Annotated in this window: 16 protein-coding genes; 8 read left to right on the top strand and 8 right to left on the bottom strand. The window is 73.7% G+C overall.

What is annotated here, in order from left to right; all coding sequences use genetic code 11:
• Positions 1-216: 216 nt before the first annotated feature.
• Positions 217-1,287, bottom strand: a complete 1,071-nt coding sequence (locus B4N89_RS24210) for a hypothetical protein (protein WP_143658069.1) — start codon at positions 1,285-1,287, stop codon at positions 217-219.
• Between the two features lie 220 nt (positions 1,288-1,507).
• Here B4N89_RS24210 and B4N89_RS24205 point away from each other — a divergent pair, with 220 nt between their 5' ends.
• The 6 genes from B4N89_RS24205 (at position 1,508) to B4N89_RS24180 (ending at position 12,358) form a co-directional block, all read left to right on the top strand.
• Positions 1,508-2,596 carry an acyl-CoA dehydrogenase family protein gene (locus B4N89_RS24205; protein ID WP_078977910.1) on the top strand — a complete coding sequence of 363 codons (1,089 nt, stop codon included), beginning with the start codon at positions 1,508-1,510 and terminating at the stop codon, positions 2,594-2,596.
• Positions 2,596-3,753, top strand: a complete 1,158-nt coding sequence (locus B4N89_RS24200) for an acyl-CoA dehydrogenase family protein (RefSeq protein WP_078977909.1) — start codon at positions 2,596-2,598, stop codon at positions 3,751-3,753. Before B4N89_RS24205 ends, B4N89_RS24200 begins: the two co-directional genes overlap by 1 nt.
• A 196-nt stretch (positions 3,754-3,949) precedes the next feature.
• A complete protein-coding gene (locus tag B4N89_RS24195; RefSeq protein WP_161500802.1) occupies positions 3,950-6,448 on the top strand; it encodes a serine/threonine-protein kinase in 2,499 nt (832 codons plus the stop codon).
• Positions 6,449-7,037: 589 nt separating this feature from the next.
• On the top strand, positions 7,038-8,612 hold the full coding sequence (locus tag B4N89_RS24190; protein WP_161500801.1) for an extracellular solute-binding protein: 1,575 nt from the start codon (positions 7,038-7,040) through the stop codon (positions 8,610-8,612).
• Between the two features lie 209 nt (positions 8,613-8,821).
• Positions 8,822-9,985: a globin domain-containing protein gene (locus tag B4N89_RS24185; RefSeq protein WP_078979590.1), complete on the top strand. Its 1,164-nt coding sequence runs from the start codon at positions 8,822-8,824 to the stop codon at positions 9,983-9,985.
• 96 nt (positions 9,986-10,081) lie between these two features.
• On the top strand, positions 10,082-12,358 hold the full coding sequence (locus B4N89_RS24180; RefSeq protein ID WP_078977906.1) for an FdhF/YdeP family oxidoreductase: 2,277 nt from the start codon (positions 10,082-10,084) through the stop codon (positions 12,356-12,358).
• 394 nt (positions 12,359-12,752) lie between these two features.
• Here B4N89_RS24180 and B4N89_RS24175 read toward each other — a convergent pair whose 3' ends face one another.
• Entirely contained in the window at positions 12,753-13,931 is a 1,179-nt protein-coding gene (locus B4N89_RS24175; protein WP_078977905.1) for an FAD-dependent oxidoreductase, read from the bottom strand.
• A 94-nt stretch (positions 13,932-14,025) separates the two neighbouring features.
• Between B4N89_RS24175 and B4N89_RS24170 the strand changes: the two genes are divergently transcribed.
• Together B4N89_RS24170 and B4N89_RS24165 are read left to right on the top strand one after the other, a co-directional pair.
• Positions 14,026-15,234, top strand: coding sequence for an ATP-grasp domain-containing protein (locus B4N89_RS24170; RefSeq protein ID WP_078977904.1), 1,209 nt, complete (start codon positions 14,026-14,028; stop codon positions 15,232-15,234).
• 18 nt (positions 15,235-15,252) lie between these two features.
• On the top strand, positions 15,253-16,068 hold the full coding sequence (locus B4N89_RS24165; protein ID WP_078977903.1) for a glycoside hydrolase family 16 protein: 816 nt from the start codon (positions 15,253-15,255) through the stop codon (positions 16,066-16,068).
• Between the two features lie 34 nt (positions 16,069-16,102).
• On the opposite strand, the gene B4N89_RS24160 is transcribed toward B4N89_RS24165, so the two are convergent.
• From B4N89_RS24160 to B4N89_RS24135, 6 genes are read right to left on the bottom strand one after another with little or no spacing between them, the layout of a single operon-like run.
• Entirely contained in the window at positions 16,103-16,942 is an 840-nt protein-coding gene (locus B4N89_RS24160; protein ID WP_078977902.1) for a polysaccharide deacetylase family protein, read from the bottom strand.
• Positions 16,939-17,283, bottom strand: a complete 345-nt coding sequence (locus tag B4N89_RS49075; RefSeq protein WP_078977901.1) for a hypothetical protein — start codon at positions 17,281-17,283, stop codon at positions 16,939-16,941. The genes B4N89_RS24160 and B4N89_RS49075 overlap by 4 nt, the downstream gene beginning before the upstream one ends.
• Positions 17,280-20,030 carry a glycosyltransferase family 2 protein gene (locus B4N89_RS51610; protein ID WP_078977900.1) on the bottom strand — a complete coding sequence of 917 codons (2,751 nt, stop codon included), beginning with the start codon at positions 20,028-20,030 and terminating at the stop codon, positions 17,280-17,282. Before B4N89_RS51610 ends, B4N89_RS49075 begins: the two co-directional genes overlap by 4 nt.
• Positions 20,027-21,409 (bottom strand): oligosaccharide flippase family protein, encoded by a 1,383-nt coding sequence (locus B4N89_RS24145; protein WP_078977899.1) that lies wholly within the window; start codon positions 21,407-21,409, stop codon positions 20,027-20,029. The genes B4N89_RS51610 and B4N89_RS24145 overlap by 4 nt, the downstream gene beginning before the upstream one ends.
• Complete coding sequence (locus tag B4N89_RS24140) at positions 21,406-22,902, bottom strand: glycosyltransferase family 2 protein (protein ID WP_235618756.1); 1,497 nt, start codon at positions 22,900-22,902, stop codon at positions 21,406-21,408. Before B4N89_RS24140 ends, B4N89_RS24145 begins: the two co-directional genes overlap by 4 nt.
• Positions 22,899-23,714 (bottom strand): glycosyltransferase family 2 protein, encoded by an 816-nt coding sequence (locus tag B4N89_RS24135; RefSeq protein ID WP_235618755.1) that lies wholly within the window; start codon positions 23,712-23,714, stop codon positions 22,899-22,901. Before B4N89_RS24135 ends, B4N89_RS24140 begins: the two co-directional genes overlap by 4 nt.
• Positions 23,715-23,808 lie beyond the last annotated feature (94 nt).

The following is a 23,808-nucleotide window of genomic DNA, read 5'->3' as shown; positions in this document are numbered from 1 at the left end:
ACCCCAACTGCAAGACCGGATGCACGTGCATCGACGATTTCTGCGTCTGCACCGCGCCGATGCACGTGCATTTCGATCGACCAAGGGCCGCTTTACACCCGGTTCCCGGACATTCAGGGAACCAGTCTTTTCTTTCTTTTGGTCCTACATCCGGAATAATCCGGACAACCTAGACACACGGTTGACGAACGGTTCCGCTGTGTGGCCGTCGGACGGTCAGACCGCCGCACCGGACGGTTGCCTCGGCGCCCCCGTGTTCGGGTCGGCGGAGCCGTTGCCGCGCCCTGTGAATTGGATCACCAGCGCGACGCCGGCCAGCAGGAGGACCGCCGCACCCGGGCCGAGCAGCAGCCACGGCATGACCGAGACCTCGGTGTCCTTGTTGGGGATGCTGTCCGCCTTGTCGAAGGTGTCGATGTTGGCGCCGATGTTCTCGACCAGGGCGTTGAACTTGGCCAGGATCCGGTCCGTCTCCGCGAGGCCCTTGCCGACCTTGGGGTACTGCGTGGCCAGCTCGGCGGTGAACTGCGGGACCGGCTTGCGCAGGAGCGCGGCCATCGACGGGATGGACTTGGTCTTCATCCCGACGGCCATCTTGCCCAGCGTGTCCAGGTCGTCGTGCGCCTGCTTGTACCCGGCGTCGGTGAAGGTCGGCCGGAACGCGGTGAACATCTTCTCGGAGGCCTTGGTCTTGCCGATCACGCCGGTGGCGAAGGTACCCACGACCATGCCCAGGCCGACCACGGCGGCGAGCACCAGGCACACCGTGCTTCCCACCGCGCGCGATCCGACGAAGGAGAACAGCAGCCCGCCGGCGCCCACCACGAGCAGCACGATGCCCGGGATCAGATAGAGGTAGGTGACCGCCGTGTTCGGCGCGTCCGCGGAGGGGATGTCGTCCGCCTGACGGAAGTTCCCGGCCTGCGCGTCCATCGTGCCCGCGAGCTTGTTGAACCGCGGCATGATCGTCGGGATCTCCTTGAGACCCTTGCCGACCTCGGGTGCGGTGGTGCCCATCAGGTTGATCAGCGAGGGCGTGGGAATCCCGGCCTGCTGGGCGAGTCCGGGCAGCGTCTCCGCCTGGAGCTGCTCCAGCATCTCGTTCATGGTCTTCAGGTCGGTGCGGCTCTGCTCGATGGCCTGCGGCGTGAAGGCGGGCCGGAAGGCATTGGTCAGGTCGTCGACGGCCTGCGTCTTCTTCGGCAGGCCGGCGGCCAGCGGGAAGATGATCAGGGCCGCACCCAGCAAGGCGATCAACACCAGCGCCACGTGGCGATATGCACGCACAGCGGGCTCTCCCTTCGCTTTCCGTTATTCCTCGGATCGTATGGGTGATCGGCTCGATCCCCCAGGACCCGCACGGCGGAAAGCAACTGTTCTCGTCGGATGTCACTCGGGCAGCCGATCTTCGCAAAGAGCAACCTCCCAGTCAGCTACCGGCAAGTAATGTCATGGGATCGAGATCTCCGGCACATCGGTCACTTCGCCCCCGCGATGCCATGGAAGGGTGCGGCGACACCGGCTAGCGTGCGCCGGCCGGCTCGTGCGAGCGGTGAGGTGTGAACGGAGGTCGCCGGTGGATCTTGAACCGACGGAAGATCAAAAGGCGGTACGGAGCGCCTTTTCGGAGTTCTTCACGGACCGATGCCCGATTTCCGTGGTACGCGCGGCCGAACCACTCGGCTTCGCGGCCGATCTGTGGCGGCGCCTGGCCGCGATGGGCGTACCCGGAATGGCGCTGCCCGACGATGCCGGCGGCGGCGGTGCGAGCCGCGCCGATCTGATCCTGCTGCTGCACGAGGCCGGTCGGGTGCTTGCGCCGGTGCCGCTCAGCGCACACCTGGCCGCGTCCCGGCTGCTGCTCGACACGCCGTGGTGCGCCGGGGTGGCCGACGGCACGCTGATCGCGGCACCGGCGCTGCGGCCGACCGTGGACGGGCTGGCCCGACTGGTGCCCGGCGGCGCGGTGGCGGATGTGGTGGTGGCGCTCGACGAGGACGAACTCGTCGCGGTACGGGGCGAGGCGCCGATGACCGCGCCGGTCAACCACGCGGCCGCGCCGCTGGCCGATCGGTACGTGCGCGACGACCGGGGCGGGCGGGTGGTGCTGGCGCGGGGTGAGGACGCGGCCCGGCGACACGCGGCGCTGCGCCGGGAGTGGCAGTTGTACACGGCCGCCACACTGGCCGGGCTCGCCGAGCGGGCGCTGGAGTCGGCGGTGGCGTACACGCTGGAGCGCGAACAGTTCGGCAGGCCGATCGGCGCGTTCCAGGCGGTCCAGCAGGGGCTGGCCGACCTGGTCGGGCCGCTGGACGGGATCCGGCTGCTGGTCGCGCGTGCCGCGTGGTGCGCGGACGAGGGCGATCCGGCCGAGGCGGGCCGGCTCGCGGTGATGGCGTTCCTGGCCGCGGCGGAGGTGGCCCGGACCACGACCTATCGCGCGGTGCACTTCCACGGCGGATACGGCGTCACCCTCGAATACGACATCCAGCTCTACTTCCGGCGCGCGCGGGGCTGGCCGCTGGTACTGGGCGATCCGGACGAGGAGTACCGGGCGCTGGCCGACGATCTCTTCGGAGCGGTGGGAGGCGTCTGATGGACTTTCGACCCAAGGAATCGGTGGAGGAGTTCCGGCGGTGGATCCGGGGCTTCGTCGCCGAGCACCTGACCGAGGACATGATCGAGCGGGCCCGGCGCACCGGCACCTTCCACGACTGGGAGTTCCACCGCGCGCTGGCCGCGACCGGGGTGATCGCCGAGGGCATGGCCGGACCCGGTCGGGCCGGCGGGCGCGACCCGTTGGAGCTGTACGTCTTCTTCGACGAACTGGGGCTGGCCGACGCGCCGTTCTACGGGCTGGCCAACACCATGCTGGTGGCGGGGGTCGTGGAGCAGATCGGCAGCGCGTTCCATCTGGCCGAGGTACTGCCCCGGTTCCATCGGGGCGAGGCGATCGCGGCGCTCGGCTACAGCGAACCCGGCTCGGGATCGGACGTCGCGGCGGCGGCCACCCGTGCGGAACGGGTGCCCGGGGACCCGGAGGACGAGCCGGTGTGGCTGGTGAACGGACAGAAGATGTTCACCACGCTCGTGCACGAGGCCGGCTACGTGATCCTGCTGACCCGCACCGACCCGGACGTGGCCAAACATCGCGGCCTGACCATGTTCCTGGTACCGACCGACCTGCCCGGCATCTCCTTCCAGGCGGTGGAGACGATGGGCGGCGACCGCACCAACATCACCTACTTCGCCGACGTCCGCGTCGCCGACCGCTGGCGGCTGGGCGAGGTGCACGGCGGGTGGGAGGTGATGAAGGTGGCACTGGCCTACGAGCGGGGCGTGTTCGGCAACATGAACCAGGGCGTGTCGCTGCTGCGCCGGTTCACCCGGTGGGCGACCGAGACCGGGGCGATGGACGACACCGCGGTGCGCAAGCGGCTGGCCCGGATCGCGATCGACAACGAGATCACCGCACTGCTCGCGCTGCGCCCGGCGCTGATCGCCAGTGCGGGCGGCCTGCCCACCACCGAGGGCTCGATCGCCAAGTTGTACGCGAGCGAGGCCTACAACCGGGCGGCGGAGGCGTGCCTGGACATGGCCGGACCCGAGGGGCTGCTGGGCGAGCCGGGCGACGCGTGGTTCGTCGACCACGCCGCGCGGGACGCGCCGGTGACCACGATCTACGGCGGCACCAGCGAGATCCAGCGCAACAACATCGCGGAGCACCGGCTGGGGCTGCCCCGGTCGCGATAGGTACGGCGGGACCCGCGCGCGGCGCCGCGCGCGGGTCCCCTGCCGCGCGGGCGAGCCGCTCCGAGGCACGCCGCCCGGTGTTTTACGGATATGACGGGCTCGGCGGGGGCGCCGCCGAACGGGTGGCCGGAAGCGGGCGCGCTTCATGGCAGACTTCGGCACCGTTCACACCGGTGAGCGAAACGGAGTTTCTGCCATGCGGCCGCTGCACGACGAGGACCCTTCGAGCGTTGGCGCCTACCGATTGGTGGGCCGGCTCGGCGAAGGGACCACGGCTCGGACCTATCTGGGCGCCGCGCCCGACGACGCCCCCGTCGTCGTGCGGGTGATCCGGGCCGACCTCGGGCGTGATCCCGGCTTCCGCGCCCGCTTCGGCGAAGAGGTGGACGCCGCGCGGCGGTTGCCCGGTCCCGGCACCGCCGTGGTCCTGGACGCCGACACCACCGGCCGGCAACTGTGGTACGCCACCACGCACGTGCCCGGTCCGACGCTGGCCGAGACGGTCCGTCGGCACGGCCTGCTCCCCGGCCATTCGCTGCGCGCGCTGGCCGGCGAACTGGCGACCTCGCTCGGCCTGTTGCACGCCGCCGGGCTGTACCACGGCCGGCTCGACCCCGGCGCGGTGCTGCTCGATCCGAACGGCCCGCGGCTGCCGCACGTCGGTATCGCGCACGCCTCGCTCGGCTCGTCGGTCACCGCCGACGGCGTGGTGATCGGCACCGTGCTCGACTCCCCCGGCTTTCGTTCGCCGGAGCAGGTACGGGATCTGACGGTGGGTCCGGCGAGCGACGTGTTCTCGCTCGGGTCGGTGCTGGTGTTCGCCGCGACCGGCGCGGGCCCGTTCGACCGGGGCGACGAGCGCTCGCCGGCCGACCGGGTCGCCGAGGGCGAGCCGGAACTCGGTGACGTGCCCGCGTCGTTGCGCGACCTGATCGCGGCCTGCCTGGTCAAGGACCCGGACCGGCGGCCGAGTCCGGAGGAGGTGGCCCGGGTGGCGGCCGGCACTCCCGGCCCGAGCTGGCTGCCCGCGGCCACCGCGACGTGGGTGGCCGAGCGGGTGGCCAACCCGTGGGAGCCGCCCGAGCCGATGCCCGGCAGCGAGCCGTACGCGGCCGACACCGTACCGGCCCCGCCGCCCGGCGCGACCCCGCCGGCCGAGCCCGAGCCCACGCCCGCGACCGTTCCCTCCCCCGCCGCGCCGCCTGTCCCCGAGCCGGAACCGGCGCCGCCCACCACCCCGGCCCGGACCCACCGCGCGCCCCGAACCGAATCCGCCGCACCGCCCGCCGGAGGCGAACCGCCCACCCGCGCACACCGGGCCGCCGGCTCCTCCCGGGCCAAGTCCCGCCGCGGCTTCCTCGCCGTCGCGGCCGGCGCCGCCGTCCTGGGCGGCGGCGGTGCGGCATGGGCGCTGAGCCGGGGTGGCGACAAGACGCCCAAGGCCGCCCCGAAGCCGTCGGCGCCGGCGCCGAGTTCGACGGCACGCACGCCGGGGCCGGCCGTGCCCGGCGCGGTCCGCGAACTCACCGTCTGGACCACGGAGAGCCTGGTCCCCGCCGCGCTGCTCGGCGAACTCGGCCTGGAATTCGGCAAAATGAGCACCACCGGCTCCGGGCTGCGGATCGGCAGTCGGGTACAGCCGAGGGCCGGCTACACCCAGGCCCTCGAACAGGCGCTGCGCGCGGGTCGCGGGCCCGACGTGTTCGAGCTCGACCTGCTCGCCCTGGCCCGGTTCAAGGCGGCCGACCTGGTGATGGACCTGACCCCGCTGCAGAGCCGGTTCGACGGCGGCAGCTGGTTCCCCGCCGTGCGGGCCGCGGTCACCTCGGGGGGCCGGATCATGGCGCTGCCCCTGGGCGCCGGCGTGCCCGTGGTGCTCTACGACAAGGGGCTGTTCCAGGCCGCGCAGGTGGGCGTGCCGACCGACCGGGTGACGTGGGTCGCGGACCTGGAGAAGTTGCGCCAGGCCAACGCGACCAACCCCGACTATCGCGCGTTGTACGTACCCGGCGGGGCCTGGCCGGTACTGGCCTCGTGCGTGTGGGAGGACGACGGGACCATCGCGGTGCAGGAGGGCGACGCCTGGCGCGGCACGCTCGACCTGCCCGGATCGGTCGAGGGGGCCCGCTTCTTCCGACACCTCCAGTCGTACGCTCCGGACGCGGTCGGGGCGGGCAACGACGACCCGGCGACCACGGCCCGCGTCGCCAAGGGCGGCGTCGCCTCGGTGATCGCCGACGCCTCGCTGTACGACGCGGTGGTGGCGGCGAATCCGGCGCTGCGCCCGGTGCTGGGCGCGTTCGCGATCCCGGGCCGCACGGCGGGCAAGCCGGCCGCCGTCGGGGTGCGCGGCACGGTCTTGGCGGTGTCGGCGGCGAGCCTGTTCAAGGAGGCGGCGATCGACCTGCTCTCCCTGGTCGCCACCGACCGCTGGCGGGCCCGGATCGCGACGGAGGCCCGACTGGTTCCGGTCCGCAGCGGCCTGGATCGAGCGGTGCCGTCGGACAATCCGATGATCCAGGCCGCGCTGTCCGCGCTGCCGGTGGGCGGTCGGGCGTATCCCGTCGCCCCGGGGTGGTCGGAGCGTCCGCTGACCGAACTCTCCCGGCAGACGCTGGCCGGCACCGACCCACTGGCGGCGGCCGCCGCGGCGAACACGATCGTGGCCCGCGAATTCGGCGTCGACCCCACCTGACGGATCTCCCCGGCGGCAACGGTCACCGCGCGGCCTAGGGTTTGCGCAGGCATGGCACCCGGCCATGCCTGTCGCCCACTCTCGGAGGAGCCGCACCGTGTCGTCGTGGAACGAGGAACCACCCGCGTCGAGGGACGACGACCCGTCGGCCGAACCACCGCCTCGGCCCACGTATGCCCCAATGGCCGTGCCGCCGCCCCCTGGGCAGCCGGCCGGTCCGCCCGCGCACGTCGCCGGCGGGCCGGCGGGGCAACAGCCGGCGGGCCCGCCTCCCGGCCGGCCGGGAGGCGCGGCCCCACACTTTTCGGCCGGCCAGGCCCCCGGGTACCCGCCGGGGGTGCAGCCCCCGGCAGGCCCGGTGCCGCAACCGCCCGCGGGGGCGACACCGGGCTACCCGCCCGGCCAGGCACCGCAGTACCCGGCCGGGCAGCCCATGCAGCCCCCGGGCCAGGCACCCCGATACCCGGCAGGGCAATCCGCGCAGCCCCCGGGCCGGACTCCGCAGTACCCGGCGGGGCAATCCGCACAGCCGCCCGGCCAGGCACCGCAATACCCGAACCAGGCACCGCAGTACCCGGCAGGGCAGCCCGTGCAGCACCCCGGCCGGGCACCGCAGTACCCGGCAGGGCAACCCGCGCAGTCCCCCGGCCAGGGGGCGCGGTATGGCGCCGGCGCGTCGTACCCGGGGGCCGCGCCGCACTACCCCGGCGGGCCGCCGCAGTACCCGAGCGCGCCCGGTGGCTGGGGCCCGCAACCGCCGCAGCCCGCCGGAGGCGCCGGCACCTCCCGGCGCCGGATGATCGTGGCCGGCTCGGTCGCGGCGGCCGTCGCGGCCGGTGGCGGGGTCACGGCGTGGCTGCTCACTCGGGACGACGACAAGAGCGCCGCCCCGCCGCCCAAGCCGGATCCCACCACCCCCGCCCCGGTGCCGCCGGGGCCGCCGACCGCCCCCGAGCCGCCCACCGCCGAGAGCGGTCCGTACACGCTCACCATGTGGCTGGACAAGCTCTTCACCCCGGGCGTCGACCAGGCGAAGACCAACACCGACCTGGCCGCCGCACTGGTCAAGGTGGACCCGCTCGGCACCCTCCGCAGCGAGGTCCAGGAGATCGCCGACCCGTCGAAGCTGGACACCGCACTCGCCGCGGGCAACGGCCCCGACCTCTTCCAGGTGGACAGCCTGGGCCTGGCCCGCCGGGTCAAGCAGGGCACACTGCTCGACCTGACCCCGTACGCGAAGCGGTTGAACGCGGACGCCTGGCATCCGGCGGCCCGGGCCGCCTGCACCGTCGACGGCAAGCTGTACGCGCTGCCGATGGACGTGTACGCCCCGGTCGTGGTGTACGACAAGCGGCTGTGCGATCCGGCCGGGTTCGTGGTGCCCACCACGCGCGACGAGTGGATCACCCAGTTGGACAAGCTCGAGCAGCACTATGCGAGCGACCCGAAGTTCGAGGCGCTGCACCTGGTCGGCCGGGCCTGGCAGACGATCGCCGCGTGCCTGTACGCGAACGGCTGCGAGATAGCCGTGCAGCAGAACGAGCGCTGGGCCGGGCGCCTGAACACCGACGCGGGCCGCGCGGGCATCGCGTTCTTCCAAAAGCTCCAGTCCTATTCGAGCGCGCCGAAGAACGTCGAGGAGTACAAGGACCCGGCCGGCACCATCACCGCCGTACTCACCGCCGGCAAGGCCGCGATGGCGATCCAGCCGGACTGGGTGGTGGCCGAACTGCTGCGCACCTCCCCCGAGACGGCCCGCAACCTGGGCGCCTTCCCGATGCCCGGGACCACCGCCGGAAAGGCCGCGACGGTCGGCGTGTGGGCCGGTGTGCTGGCCGTGTCGGCGAAGACCGGACATCCGATCGGGGCGACCAATCTGCTTCGGGTGATGGCCTCGTCGGTGTGGCAGGAGCGCTGGGCGAACGAGAACGAGACGGTCCCGGCGCTCGGCGGCCTGACCACCACCTCGGGCGCCGCCAACCCGGCCCGGGCCGCGACGCTGACCGCGCTCGCCCAGGGCAAGCCGTACCCGGCCGCACCGGGCTGGTCGGCCGTCCCGCTCAAGGACTTCGCCGAAAAGGTGCTGGGCGGCGCCGACCCGGTCGTCGCCGGCGCCGAGCAGGACGCGAGGATCGGGGGCAGCTTCAGCGAATACCGCCCCTGACGCGGTGTCACCCACACGGCGTAAGAAATCCTCAAGCGTAAGCCCGTCGCGGTTGCCCGCGGCGGGCTTACCGCATTACCCACCCTCCGCAATCGGACCGGCGCGTACTGTCGGGTCACTTCCCCTTCGGGCGACCGGCGGTTTCCGGCTTCGGTGGTACATGTCCGGCTGTCGGGTCGCTCTCCGAGCACACGAGGATGCGGTCCGTCATGTCCGGAAGTCCCGATCCCTCCCGGGCCGATCTGCTCCGCGGCAGCCTCGAGGCCGTCGCGCCCGCCGCGCACGATCTGGTCTCGCACTTCTACGCGCTGCTGTTCCTGCGCCGCCCCGACCTGCGCGCGCTGTTCCCGCCGGCCATGGACCACCAGCGCGACCGCCTCCTCGCCGCGCTGCTCCGGGTCGGCGCGAGCAGCGACGAACCGCACGAGTTACGCCGCTACCTGCGCGGATTGGGCCGGGACCACCGTAAGTACGGGGTGCTGGACGAGCACTACGACGCGGTCGGCAGCGCGCTGATCGGCGCGCTGGCCCGCTACCTGGGCGAACGCTGGACGCCGGAACTCCAGGCGGCCTGGGTGGAGGTGTACACGTGGGCGGCGGCGGTGATGATCGAGGCCGCCGCCGACGACGCCGAGGACGCGCCGGCGTGGTGGGACGCGGTGATCACCGCCCACGAGCCGCGCGGCCGGGACATCGCGGTGATCACCGTCGAGCCGAATCGCCCGCTGCCCTACCACCCCGGCCAGCACGTCACGGTGGAGACCCCGTGGTGGCCCAGGGTGTGGCGGCACTACTCGATCGCCAACGCCCCGCGCGTCGACGGCCGGCTGGAGCTGCACGTGCGGGCGGTGCCGGCGGGGTGGGTGAGCAACGCGCTGGTACACCGGGCCCGGGTCGGCGACCGGATCCGGCTCGGCCCGGCGCGCGGCGGCCTGGTGTTGCGCGGCGAGACGCTGCGCCGGACGTTGTGCGTGGCCTACGGCACCGGCCTGGCGCCGATCAAGGCGCTGGTGGAGCACATGGCGCAGCGTCAGCTGGCGCACCGCGCGCATGTGTTCATCGGCGCCAAGTACGGGACGGACCTGTACGACCTGGGCGCGCTGTCCGCGATGGCCGACGTGTACCCGTGGTTGAACGTGATCCCCGCGGTCACCCACGACCGCTCGTTCGCGGGCGACCAGGGCGCGCTGCCCGACGTGCTGGCCAGGTACGGCGACTGGGCGGACCACGACGTGTTCGTCAGCGGGTCGGCGGCCCTGGTCCGGGCCACCGCGCACCGGCTGACCGGCGAATTGGGGGTGGCCCCGCAACGGCTGCACACCGAGAGCCTGGACGGGGCCGCCCGCGGGACGGTGCTGCTCCGGGGCCGCTGAGCTGCGGTGGGCGAAACCCGGGGGCGTAACGTACGGGGCATCAGGGTCGTGTCGAGTCGTGTCGATACGACCGCTTCGAGCCGCAGGAGCACCCGCATGGTCAGCAAGCCGCCCGTGGACGACGTCGGCGACGAGGGGCTTGTGGTCGGGCCGCCCAAGGAGTACGCGGCCGGGCTGCCGGCCGTCGCCTGGTCGCTGCGCCACGCCGGCCGCCAGATGGGGGTCAAGCGCAGCCTGCTGACCCTGGTCCAGGTCAACCAGAAGCAGGGCTTCGACTGCCCCGGGTGCGCCTGGCCCGAGCCGGACCACCGCAGTGTCGCCGAATTCTGCGAGAACGGCGCGAAGGCGGTCGCCGAAGAGGCCACGGTACGCCGAGTGGGCGCCGACTTCTTCGCCGCACATCCGGTGGCCGAGTTGGCCGACAAGTCGGACTACTGGCTGGGCCAGCAGGGCCGGTTGACCGAGCCGATGTATCTCGCCGAAGGCGCCTCGCACTACGCGCCGATCTCGTGGGAGGACGCGTTCGGCGTGATCGCCGAGGAGTTGGCGGCGCTGGACTCGCCGGACGCGGCGGCGTTCTACACCTCGGGCCGCACCAGCAACGAGGCCGCGTTCGTGTACCAGCTGTTCGTCCGCGCGTTCGGCACCAACAATCTGCCGGACTGCTCCAACATGTGCCACGAGTCGAGCGGTTCGGCGCTGACCCAGACGCTCGGGGTGGGCAAGGGCAGCGTGTCGCTGGAGGACCTGTACCGGTCCGACCTGATCTTCGTGGTGGGTCAGAACCCGGGGACCAACCACCCCCGGATGTTGTCCGCGCTGGAGAAGGCCAAGCAGGCGGGCGCCTCGATCGTGGCGGTCAACCCGCTGCCGGAGGCCGGTCTGCTGCGGTTCAAGAATCCGCAGAAGGTCTCCGGAGTGCTCGGCTCGGGCACCCAACTGACCGACGAGTTCGCGCAGATCCGGGTGAACGGCGACCTCGCGCTGTTCCGGGCGCTGAACCGGTTGCTGCTCGAAGCCGAGGACGCGGCCCCCGGCACCGTGCTCGATCGCGATTTCATCGACGAATACGCGCACGGGTTCGAGGAGTTCGCGGCCGACGTGCGGACCACGCCGTGGGCCGACGTGCTGGAGGCGACCGGGCTCTCGCGCGAGCAGATCGAGCGCATCCATCGGCGGGTGCTCGGCTCGCGGCGGATCGTGGTGTGCTGGGCGATGGGCCTGACCCAGCACAAGAACTCGGTGCCGACGATCCGTGAGGTGGTCAACTTCCTGCTCCTGCGCGGCAATGTGGGCCGGCCCGGCGCGGGGGTGTGTCCGGTGCGCGGGCACAGCAACGTGCAGGGCGACCGCACGATGGGCATCTACGAGAAGCCCGCGCCGGCGTTCCTGGACGCGCTGGAGCGGGAGTTCGGCTTCGCGCCGCCGCGCGCGCACGGGCACGACGTGGTGGACACGATCCGGGCGATGCGCGACGAGAGCGTGAAGGTGTTCGTCGCGGTGGGCGGCAACTTCGTCTCGGCGACGCCGGACACCGCCGCCACCGAGGCCGCGCTGCGGGCCACGCGGCTGACCGTGCAGGTGTCCACCAAGCTCAACCGTTCGCACGCGGTCACCGGGCGGCGCGCGCTGATCCTGCCCACTTTGGGCAGGACCGAGCGGGACCAGTTCGTCACCGTCGAGGACTCGATGAGCGCGGTACACATGTCGCGCGGCAAACTGCCGCCGGCCTCGCCGAAGTTGCGCTCGGAGGTGGCGATCGTCTGTGGGCTGGCCGAACGGGTGCTCGGTGATCGGGTGTCGGTGCCGTGGCGCGACCTCGCGCGCGACTACGACCTGATCCGGGACCGGATCGAGCGGGTGATCCCGGGCTTCACCGACTTCAACCGCCGGGTGCGCGAGCCCGGCGGGTTCGTGTTGCCGCACGGGCCGCGGGACGCGCGGCGGTTCCCGACGACCACCGGGAAGGCCAACTTCTCCCGCAACGAACTCGCCGTGTTGCGGGTGCCCGAGGGTCGGTTGATCCTGCAGACGGTGCGCTCGCACGACCAGTACAACACCACCATCTACGGTCTGGACGACCGTTATCGCGGGATCAAGCAGGGTCGCCGGGTGGTGTTCGTCAACCCCGTCGACCTGACCGCCCTGGGTTTGGCCGACGGCGCGCTGGTCGACCTGGTCAGCGAGTGGCACGACGGGTCGGAGCGGCGGGCCGAGGCCTTCCGGGTGGTGTCGTACGACACCGCCGCGGGCTGCTGTGCGGCCTACTTCCCCGAGACCAACGTGCTGGTGCCGCTGGACAGCACGGCCGATGAGAGCAACACTCCGACGTCCAAGTCGATCGTGGTGCGCTTGGAGCCGCATAGGCGCTGATTGTTGGGCGCTTCGCGCCGGCTCGCGAGGGGCCACTTTTCTGCTCCCCCGCTTCGCTCCTCCGCAGAAAAGTGGCCCCTCGCTCGGGGTCGGCTGTCCCTCCGCTTCGCTCCGGGCCATCCGACCCAAGTTCTGCGGCTCCGCCGCTCTCCGCGCTGCGCGCGTCGATCGCGTGGGCGGACCGGGTCGTGGGCGCTGACGCGCCACGGGGGGCGGCGGGGGTTTTCCGCTCCTCCGCAGGAAAGTGGTTCCTCGATCGGGGCTGGGTGGCCATGCGCTTCGTTTCGGGTCGCCCAGCCGAGTTTTGCGGCTCCGCCGCTCTCCGCGCTGCGCGCGTCGATCGCGTGGGGGGCTCAGGTGGTGGGCGCTGACGCGCCGCGGGGGTCGGCGGCGGTCAGGCCTGGAAGCGGGCTGCCAGTACCGCCGCGAGGCGGCGGGAGGCGAAGTCGCCGCCGTGGACGAAGCGCATCGCCGGGCCGAAGGTGGCGGCGGCGGGCGGGCCGGTGACGTACAGGCCGGGCACGGTGGTCTCGAACGACGCGTCGAGCGCGGGCAGTCCGCCCACCGTGGCGATCCGGCGCCGCAGGGGCGGCGGCAGGAAGCCCAGGGCGGCCAGGTCCACCCGGTAGCCGGTCGCGGCGAGCACGTGGTCGGCGTGTACCTGGCGCTGATAGCCGGTCCGGTCCCGCAGCCACATCCGCACCCGCCCGTCGGGTTCGCGCCGGGCCCGGGTGACGGTCTGCGCGTCCCGGACCGGGACCCGCCCGTCCAGCCGATCGCGCAACCACCACGCGGCGGACGGGCCGAGGATGCGCCGGGCCAGGTCGACCCGGACGCAGGCGGGCAGCAGCCGGAACGCGGCCTGGCCCCGCGCGGCGGCGGCGATGGTCCAGCCGGCTCCCAGCGGCGAGTCGGGGGTGAGCCGCCGGGCCCGGGGCGGAGCGGCGAACCGGATACGCCCGGCGCGGCCGAACACCCGCACCCGTGCGGCGCCGCCCTCGTGCAGCAACGCGGCGCTTTCCAGGGCCGATTGGCCGGAGCCGATCACCACGATGTCCCGGTCCGCGCCGAGTTCGGCCAGGTCGGGGTGCTGCGCGGGGTGCGAGACCAGGTCGTCGCCGAGGTGTTCGAGCACGGCCGGAACGTAGCGGTGCGCGGCCAGGCCGGTGGCCAGCACCACCGCGTCGACCGCCAGGTCCGGGCCGCCGTCCCGGGCGAGCACGAAGCCGTGCCCGGCGGGCTCGATGCCGGTGATCCGCTCGCGCTCCACGTCCGGGACCAGGCGGTCGGCGAACCACCGCCCGTAGGCCACGAACAGCTCCAGCGGCACCGGCTGATCGCCCGTCAGCGGGCGCTCGCCGCGGGCGCGTTGGAAGCAGGCCAGGGTGAATCCGGGCCTGGGTGCGGGGATCGAGGAGGCGTCGGGCCTGGATTTCAGCAGCATGCCGATCGGCATGTGCCGCCGCCAACTCTCCAGCGGTTCGCCGAACACACGTGCGGTCACCCCGAGCTGGCGCAGGTGGGCGGCGAGCGAGAGGCCGTAGGGGCCGGCTCCGACGATGGCCACGGTCATGGCGGTGCCCTTCGGATATTCGAGTGGATTGTTTGCTTATCCGGTGAAAGGTCGGTTCGCGCTGCTAGAAAGGTCCGGACGGGGAGGCGACGAGATGGTTGTCCGAGGAGTCGAGCTGGATCGTTCGGTGCCCGCGCTGCTGTTCAAGGTCGGCCGCTATCCGCTGCACCAGGGCTCGGTCGGCGCGGTGCGCTCGCTCGGGCGCGCGGGTGTGCCGGTGCACGCGGTGGTCGAGGACGCGTACACGCCCACCGCCCTGTCCCGGCACCTGAGTCGGCGGCACGTGTGGCCCACCACCGGCCTGGAGGACCCGCGGGCGCTGGTGGAGCAACTGCTCGGCATCGGCCGCCGACTGCCCGCCCGCGCGGTCCTGGTGCCCACCGACGACGAGGCGGCGCTGCTGGCCGCCGGCGCCCAGGACCGCCTCGCGGAGTGCTTCCTGCTGCCCAAGATCGACCCGGAACTGCCCGCCGGGCTGGCGGGCAAGCGCGGGCTCTACCGGCGCTGCCTGGCCCACGGGGTCCCCGCGCCGGCCACCCGCTTCCCCGCCGACCGTGGACAACTGGTCGCGTTCGCCGCCGAGTTGGGCTTTCCGGTGGTGGTGAAGAACCTCGCGCCGTGGGATCGGCTGCGGGCGCCGGTGGTGCCGGGCACCACGCTGGTCCACGACCGGCGCGTGCTGCTCGCGCTGGTCGGCGAGCCGCGCGGGGTGTTGTTGCAGGCATACGTGCCGCGCGAGGCGGCGCAGGACTGGATCGTGCACCTGTACGCCGCGCCGGACGGCCGGTGCGCGCCGGTGTTCACCGGTCTCAAGCTCCGCTCCTGGCCGCCGCACGCGGGGGTGACCACGTACGCCCGGGCGCTGGCCAACCCGGGGCTTGCCCGCCGTTCCGCCCGGCTGTGTCGGGCGCTCGGCTACCGGGGTCCGGCCGATCTGGACTGGCGGCTCGACCTGCGCGACGGACGCTACAAGCTGGTCGACTTCAATCCCCGGGTGGGCGCCCAGTTCCGCATGTTCGAGACCGCGCGGGGTCTCGACGTGGTGCGTGCGCTGCATCTGGACCTGACGGGGCGGCCGATCCCCTCGGGTGGCCAGCGCGAGGGTCGGCGCTACGTCGCCGAGCACCTGGATCTCGCCGCGTTCGTGGCCTACCGGGGGCGCTGCGGCGCGGCTCGGCCGCCCGGCCGCGCGCCGGGGCACGGCGGGGTGGAGGCGGCCTGGCTGGCGCTGGACGATCCGCTGCCGGCGGCGGTCACGGCCGTACGCGCGCTCGCCCTGGCCGTGCGCCGGCGGCGGCACTGAGGAGAGTGGGTGGGTTCGATGAGGACGGGTCGAGCGATGCGGGTCCGCCGACGGCTCGCCGCGGTGTTGCCGGTGGTGGTGCCGGCGCTGCTGCTCGCGGGGTGCGAGTCGGCGCCGCCGGCGGGGCCGAGGCTGCTGTTCGCCGACGACTTCGCCGGGTCGGCGCTCGCCGCCGAGCGCTGGGTGACGTGCTACGACTGGAACGTGGCCGGCTGTACCAACGCGGGCAACCACGAGCAGCAGTGGTACCTGCCCGAGCAGGTCCGGGTGCGGGACGGGCAGGCGATCCTGACCGCGGCGCGCCGGCCCACCACCGGCTCGGACGGCGTGGCCTACCCGTGGGTCTCGGGCATGTTGTCCACCGGGCGGCCGAGTTGGTCGGGGCGGCCGAGATTCACCTTCACGTACGGTCGGGTCGAGGCCGAACTGCGGCTGCCTCGCGAGCCTTTCTCGTTCCCGGCCTTTTGGCTGATGCCCGCCGCCAAGCGCACCCCTCCGGAACTGGACGTGGTCGAACTGATCGGCCTGGACGGCCTGGCCCGGGCCACGGTGCACTGGACCGGGCCCGACGGCCGGCCGGACGCGGAGACGCACGCCTCTCCCGAACGCGACTGGTCCGGCGCGTTCCACCGGTTCACCCTCGACTGGCGGCCGGATCGGCTGACGTGGTCGATCGACGGCGAGCGGGTGTTCGCCGTGACCGACCGGGCACATGTCCCGCACGAGCCGATGGAGGTGCTGTTCACCCTCGCGATGGGCTACCCGGAGCCGGTCCCCGAGACGGTGACCGGCGCGGAGATGCGGATCCGGGCGGTGCGGGTCTGGGAGCGCTGAGTCCGCGCGCGCCGGCCCCGGTCGGGCGGTCACCTCAACCGGCCCGGCCGGCCACCGGATCGGAGTGCTCGTGCCGGGGATCGGGCCGGCCGCGCCGACGGGCCCTGATCCGGCGCCAGGCCCGCCAGCCCAGCGTGGGCAGCCCGTCCCGAAACGGCGCGACCCGGGGGCCGGCGCCGGCCAGCCAGGCGTCCAGGCGGTCCGGCCCGGTGTCCGCGCGCACCATCAGCCGGGAGATCCGCCACGGATCGTCCTCGCGCGAGCTGTGCGCGTCGCGCACCGCCATCGCGGTACGAAAGCCCGCGTGCCGCACCGCGGCCCGCACGGCGGCGTCGTTGTAGCCGAAGGGGTAGGCGAACGAGGTGACCGGGCGCTCCAGTTCGGCCTCCAGGCGCTGCCGCGAACAGGCGATCTCGCGGTGCATCGACTCGATCGGGAGGGTGTCGAGTTCGCGGTGCGTGCAGCCGTGCGCGCCGATGGTCAGGCCCGGCGCGTCGGCGATCCGGCGCAGTTCGCGCCAGCTGAGCATGGCGGCCGGCGGCAGTACCGGATTCGGGGTGGGCCACAGCGCGTCCGTGGTGACGTAGAGCGTCACGGGCAGGTCGCGTTCGACCAGTTGCGGCAGCGCGTACCGGGCGAAGTCGGCGTAGCCGTCGTCGAAGGTGATCAGCACGCTCTCCCGGGGCAGGTCGCGACCGCCGTGCAGGGCCTCGGTGAACCGGTCCAGGCCGATCGGCACCCGCCCGCTCGCCGACACCCGGTCCAGGTGTCGGCCGAACTCGGCCGGAGTGACGGTGAACGGCGCGATCCACGGCGGCGGGTCGTCCCGTACCGCGTGGTAGAGCAGGACCGGTACCGCGGCCTCGGATCTCATCGAAGCTCCTCTCGGCGGGTGTGTGTACGCACGACGGCGCGGATCAGCGCCGCGGTGGTGGTCAGGCCGGCGAGGGTGCCGATCACGCGCGGGGCGGAGAAGGCGCCGGCGAGCAGGTAGGCCTCGGCGGTCAGCGCGCACAGCGCCGCGCTGCCGGCCACCGAGGTCACCGCCGTGGCCGGCACGCTCGCGCCATCGCCGGCGAGCGCGTAGCCCGGCCCGACGGCCAGGAAGGCGACCACGACGAGGACCCGCAGCGGGTGTTCGGCGGGCAGTTCGAGCGCGCCGAACGCCGCCCATCCGGCGGCGGCGGGCCACAGGGTCCGGATCGGGCCGGTCATCGCACGGGTCCCGGTCGTGGGCCGATCCGGTAGATCACCGCGTCCCGGTCGCGCAGCAGCAGGGTGAACCGGGGCGCGGTGGACAGCGCGCGGTCGATGCGGCCGAGGGTGCCCGCCGGAAGCAGTCCGGTCTGCTCGCACTCGGCCCGCTGACCGGCGGTCAGGAACAGGTACGCCGTCTCGCCCGGATACTCGTCGGCCAGCGCGCTCAGCCCGGCCACCGGATCGCGCACCACCCCCTCGCGCAGGGCGGGCGTCTCCATCGCGAACCAGCGATGTCGTTGCCGCTCGTAATCGGCGTAGGCGCCGGGGAAGTTGTTGCTCGCCGCGACGATCAGATCGCCGGGCGCGGACACCCGGGCCAACTCCTGCCGGGCGGCGATCTCGCCGTCGTCGAAGTGGTTCTGGCGCTCCTTGCCGTAGTAGCCGAACACGAACCCGGTGAGCAGCAGCGCGAACAGCACCGGCAGCAACACCGCGCGCGGGCGCGGCCGGCCCCGGTCGCCGAACAGCGGGGCGAGCCATCCGGCGATCAGGAAGGCGGCGGCGGGCAACGCGAACAGGTAGACGCGGAAAAGAATTTCGCCGCCGTACGCACCGGCCGCGAGCAGCGGCAGCGGTGCCAGCACCAGCGGCATGGCGGGCGAGCGGCGCAGGCGCGGACAGCGGATCGGCGCGGCGGCGGTGAGCAGCGCGACGCCCGCGGTCAGCGCCCGGTCCACCCGGGCGACCAGCACCTGTCCCGGTTCGGCGCTGCCCAGATTGACCATGCCGGCGTGCGCGTTCGACTCGAAGTCGCCGAACTGGGCCCAGGTGGACCCGAATTGGTCGAAAACAAAGGGTCGGGCCACGGTCAGGTCCCAGCCGAGCACGGCCACCGCGGTCAGCCCGAGCAGCGGGAGGGCGACCGGCCGATGGGCGCGGGAGCAGGTCAGCGCGCCCAGCGCGACGACGAGCATCAGCGGGGTGAGCTGATGCGCCGTCACCACGGCGAGCACCAGAGGCGCGCACAGTCCGACGGTGGCGAGCGGGCGCCGGTCGCGGTCCAGGACCAGCGCCAGGATGGTCACGTACAGGACGAACGCGAAGGTCTGCGGGGCGAAGTAGTCCTGGCCGACCCAGGCGGTGGCGAAGTAGATCCACACCGCCGCCCAGACGATCCGCCGGTTGCGGGTGAGCGTGCGGTAGAGCAGGACCAGGGGGCCGATCAGCAGCAGGTCGAAGGCGAGCGGCGACCAGGTCGCCATGGTCAGCGCGTCGGGCGTGCCGGACCCGCGCACGACCGTGGCCGCGGCGGAGAAGAATCCGGGCCACTGGTGGTAGGGCGCCAACTCGCCCGCGTCCGGCAGGGTCCGGCCGGTGCGCAGGAACTGGTCGACCACCTCGACGTGTTTCCAGGCCCACGCGTAGCGCAGGTGCTCGTACAGCACCGCCGGCGTGGCGTGCAGCATGGCCACCAGGGCTCCGGTGTACAGGGCGTAGCGCCGGGTCCGGGCGGTGCGATCGAGCAGGCTCACCGCGAAGCCGACGGTGAGCACGGCCAGTGCGCACCAGTACAGGGCGGGCAGCACGTCGAGCAGCCCGAGTCCGCCCATCCGGTCCACCGCGACCGGCATCCGCATCGCCAGGATCCACAGCAGTGCGGCGAGCGGCAGGGCGAGCCGGCCGGACGCGCGGAACGCGAGCGCGGCGGGGGTGGGCAGCGGGTCCCGGCCCAGACCGCGTGCCCGACCTGCGGCGTAGCCGAGCGCGGTGGTGAGCACGCCCAGGACCAGCGCGGGGACGGTGGCCTTGGGCGGGCCCGGTTCCGGGGCGAACGGGCGCACCAGGGCGCGCGGGATGGTCGAGGCCAGGTAGGAGCGTTCGGAGGCGAGTGCGCGGCCGGTGCCGGCGTGTCGGCTGACCGCCGCCTTGGACAGGCCCTCGGCCCAGCAGCGGGCCCGGAAGTAGCGCCAGGTGGTGCGCGCGGCGGGCACCCGGTGGCGGACCACGGCGGCCGGTTCGTACCCGAGCACGCCGCCGCGGTGTCGGGCCGCGGCGCGCAGGCACAGCTCGGTCTCCTCGCAGCCCAGCGGCCGGGTGCCGACGCGGCCCAGGTCGGTGCGGAAGCCGCCGACGTCGAGCAGCACGCTGCGCCGGAAGGACATGTTGGCGCCGATCAGGTTGCGTACCGGCGCAGCCTGTTCGGGCATGCCCCGGTAGGTGCAGCCGACCACCCAGTCGAACTCGGCGGGGAACCAGGTCGGGCGGCCGGTGTCCCAGTTGGGTCGGATCCGGCCGCCGACACCGAGCACGTTCGGGTCGGCGTAGCCGTCGAGCAGGCGCATGGTCCAGTCGGGTTCGGCGACGGCGTCGTCGTCGAGGAAGGCCACGACGTCGCCTCGCGCGCCCTCGACGCCGGTGTTGCGGGCGCCGGAGAGGCCGCGTCGGCCGCGGTTGCGCAGCACGGTGACGTCGGGGAAGGCGGCGCTCGCGCGCGCGGCGAGTTCGTGGCAGTGGTCGGCGACCAGGATGATCTCGGCGGGCGCCTCGTCCTGGGCCCGGAGCGAGCCGAGGGCGGCGGTGAGGTCGTCCCAGCGGTCCATGGTGTACGCGCAGACCACCACGGTCAGCGTGGGGCGCGGCGGGGTGCGGTCGACGGCAGGGCCGGCGCCGCGGGCGCGGACCAGGGCCCGCCTGGCGGCGGCCTGCTCGGCGCGGATGGCCACCCAGGCCAGGCGCCTGGTGCGCGGTGGGGTCTCCGTCATGCGGGCCTCCCGGAAACGGTGGGGAGCCAGATCCGGCGGGCCGCGAGCAGCACGAGGGCGGTCGCGGTCTGGGCGCCGAGCCAGGCGATGCCGGCGCCGAGCAGGCCGAGCACGGGCAACAGGACGACGGTCAGGGTCAGTACGGTCGCCGCGAGGCCGGCCTGGATGGCGACCACGACACGCATCCGGCGCAACACCCGGCAGGCGCTGATCGCGGTCGCGACCACCAGGTGCGGCAGCGCGGACAGGGCGAGCAGTTGCAGCAGCCCGGCGCCGTTGCGGGCGTAGCCGGGTCCGAACACGCGCAGCACCAGCGGCGCGCCGAGGACGAGGGCGCCGATCGCGAGCAGGAGCAGCGCCCCGGTGTGGCGCAGCACTCTTCGGCAGCCGGCCGCGAGCCCGGCGGTGCCGGCGGCGGCCTCGACGAGCAGCGACGCCCCCATGTTGAGCCCGACCAGGTAGAGCGTGTTCGCCACCACCCAGGCCAGCGAGAAGTAGGCGCTCTCCCGGGCGCCGACACGTTCGAGCACGATGATCGGCGGCACGGTGGTCGCGGCGAGCCAGCACAGCGTGCCGAGGTAGTCCGCCCCGGCGTACCGCACCAGCCCGGGCCCGGGCCGAAATCGCGGGCCGGGGTGGGGGGTTGGGTGCCGGGTCGGCGGATGCCGGTGGTCGCCCGCGGCCGGACCGGAGGTGACGCGCGGGTCGAGGCCCGGGGTGACGCCCGCCGTCCGCGCGGGCTCCCGGGCGGGCGGCAGTCGCGCGAACAGCCGGGTGTCGACCACCAGCAGGGTCGACACCAGGGCCAGCGTCCAGGACATCAGGATGCCGAGCGTGGGCAACAGCGCGGCCAACACGGCGACCAGGACCAGTTTGGCGATCGCGAAGCCGCTGTTCTTGCCCACCACCAGGCCGGGTCGGCGCAGGCCGGTGAGCGCGCCGTCCTGGAGCGCGAACAGCGCGTAGGCGACGGTGGTCGCCGCGAAGCAGCAGCCGGCCGCCGGTTCGCGCAGGAATCCCAGGCCCGGCGCGCACAGCGGGATCAGCGCGAGGAAGCCGAGAACGGCCACCAGGGTCGCGCCGAACGCGGCGGCGTACGCGGCGCGGATCAGCCCGCGCCGGTCCGCGCCCGGTTGCGGCAGAAAGCGCACGAGCACGTTGGCCAGACCGAGTTGGCCCAGGCCGGAGAGCAGCATCATCGCGGACACCGCCGCGTAGGTGCGCCCCACCGTCGCGTCCCCGTACCAGCGGGTCGCGAGCGCCCAGTAGCCCGCGCCCAACGCCGAGGTCAGCAGCGAACCCACGGTCAGCACATGCCCGTTGCGCAGCAGCGGGTCCACCCGGGGTCGGGCCGACCGGCGCAGCCCGGCCTGGATCACCGGCCGGACTCCGCCTGCTCCCAGGGCGTGCGCACGCCGTGCATCCGCACCCGCGAGCGCAGGTAGGCGAGCGGACCGGCGGCCAGCGCACGGCGCTCCAGCGCGGCCAGCCGGGCGGGCCAGGGGATGTCGGGCCGCCCGGGCGCGCGGGTCCGGGCCAGCGCGTACCGGATTCCGTCGGGGGTGCGTCTGGCGAGTGCGCCGAGGGTGCGCGGCTCGCGCAGTACGGCGGCGGTCAGATAGGCGCCCAGGCCGGTGCCGTACCCGCGCACCTGGGCGGCCACCGCGGCCCGATCGGCGCGGTGCCGGTGCCAGATCAGCGCGCCGGGTTCGTAGCCGATCCGGTGTCCGCGCACGATGGTGCGGAAGAAGGCGAGCAGGTCGTCGCCGCCGCGCGCGGGGGTGCCGACGCCGGTGGCCGGGTCGAAGCCGCCCATCGCGCGCAGTACGTCGGCCCGGAAGGCCATGTTGGCGCCCGAACCGAACCGGCCCGCGGTGAACGGGAACAGCGGGTCGGCGGGCGGCGCCTGGGGGTCGTACAGGATCGGCTCGAAGCCCTTGGCGAAGCCTCCGTGGTGATGGAGCATCACCTGCGCGGGGGTGCGCAGTTCGGCGGGCAGGATCAGGCCGGTGACGCACGCGGGCCGGCCCGCGCGGGCGAAGCCGGCGACCAGGGCCGCGATCCAGCCGGGGTCGGCCAGGACGTCGTCGTCGGTGAACGCGAGCAACTCGCCCGTGGCCACCGCGATGCCCCGGTTGTGCGCGAGGGCCAGTCCGGGGCGCGGCTCGCGCACGTAGCGCACCAGGCCGGCGCAACCGCCGCGGACCACGCTCGCGGTGCGGTCGGTGGTGGGCGCGTTGTCCACCACGATCAGTTCGATGTCGGGATACGTCTGCCACAACAGGGTGCGCAGGCACGCGGCGAGCAGTTCGGGCCGCTCGCGGGTGGCCACGATCACGCTGACCCGGGGCGTGCCGCGCGGGGCGGGCGGCCCGGGCGGTCCGGGGGCGTGGTCGGGCGCGGCGGGGGTGCCGAAGCGGGCCGTCGCGCAGGCGATCAGCCGTTCCGGGCCGGGGGTGGGCAGTTCGAGGTCGAGCAGGCCGACGGGGGTGCCGGCGTGCCGGACCAGGGCGAGTACGGCGCCGGCGGGGCAGTCGGCCGGGGTGCCGTCGGGGGTGCTCAGCCTCGGCTCGGCGTCGGCGGCGAGGTCGAGGACCCGGACGTGCACGAGGTCGGGGGGCGGGGCGGGTGGGACGGCGGCGGGCTCGGCCGGCTCGCAGGATCCGGCGGACTCGGCGGGTGACGCCGGCGGTTCGCCCCTGGGCTCGGCCGCGGTCGGCGAGGCGGCGGTCGGCGTGGCCGGGCGCGGGATGGCGATCGGGGTCGGCGTGGCCGGTGGGCGCGGGCCGGGCAGCGGGGCGTTCGGTTCGGCCGGGCGCTGCCTCGGGATCAGCGGCCTCGGGTCGGGATCGGGCTCTCGGTGGGGCGTCAAGCGTCCTCCCCCGCTCGCTCCGGGCGGCGGGCGGCGCCGGCGTGCTCGCGCAGGACGGTGCGCAGCACCCGGTGTCCGTCGCGGAGCGCGTTGAGGTGGGATCGGCCGCTCCGGCGCGGCAGTTCGAGGCTGGGTACCTCGGCGATCCGCAGCCCGGCGCGTAGGGCCCGGACGATCATCTCGGCCTCGATCTCGAAGCCGGTCGAACGCAGGTCCAGGTGTTCCAGGAAGCACCGGCGGAACGCACAGAACCCGTAGCACAGGTCGGTGAGCCGATATCCGTACAGCCGCTTGACCAGGGCCATCAGCGCGTGGTTGCCGAGGCTGCGGAGCGCGGTCAGGTCCAGCGATCCGCCGCCGCCGACGAACCGGGAGCCCTTGACGAAGTCGTAGCCGTTGCCCAGGAAGTGCACGTAGTGCGGGATCTCGTGCGGCGACATGCTGCCGTCGGCGTCGATGGTGACGATGATGTCGCCGGTGGCGTGCCGGAATCCGGTGCGCAGGGCGCTGCCCTTGCCGGGGCCGGACTGCGGGATGACCCGGGCGGCCGGCAGGTAGCGGCGGGTGATCAGCGAGGTGGCGTCGGTGGAGTCCCCGTCGATCAGCAGGACCTCGTCGACGCCTTCGGGTATCTGCTGGAGCACCCAGGGCAGATTGCGGGCCTCGTTGCGGGCCGGCACGACCAGGGTGACCCGGTCCCGGGACACCTGGTCGGCCGGTGCGTGCCCGGCTCGTACCGGCGCGCCGCCGGGCAGTTCGGCAATCCGGGGCAATGGGCGTTTCGCGTGCGTCGCGTGCGTCGTGTCGTGCATGAACGGCCCCCTCCCGTCTGCCGCGTGCCCCGGAGAGCACACGGCATCGGGCCGGCGGAACCGGCCCGAGATCGGTGACACCGGGTGCCGATCG

The sequence above is a fragment of the Embleya scabrispora genome (assembly GCF_002024165.1).
Lineage (GTDB): Bacteria > Actinomycetota > Actinomycetes > Streptomycetales > Streptomycetaceae > Embleya > Embleya scabrispora_A.
The sequence above is the reverse complement of the archived record's forward strand: the minus strand, read 5'-3'. Positions and strand labels throughout refer to the sequence as shown.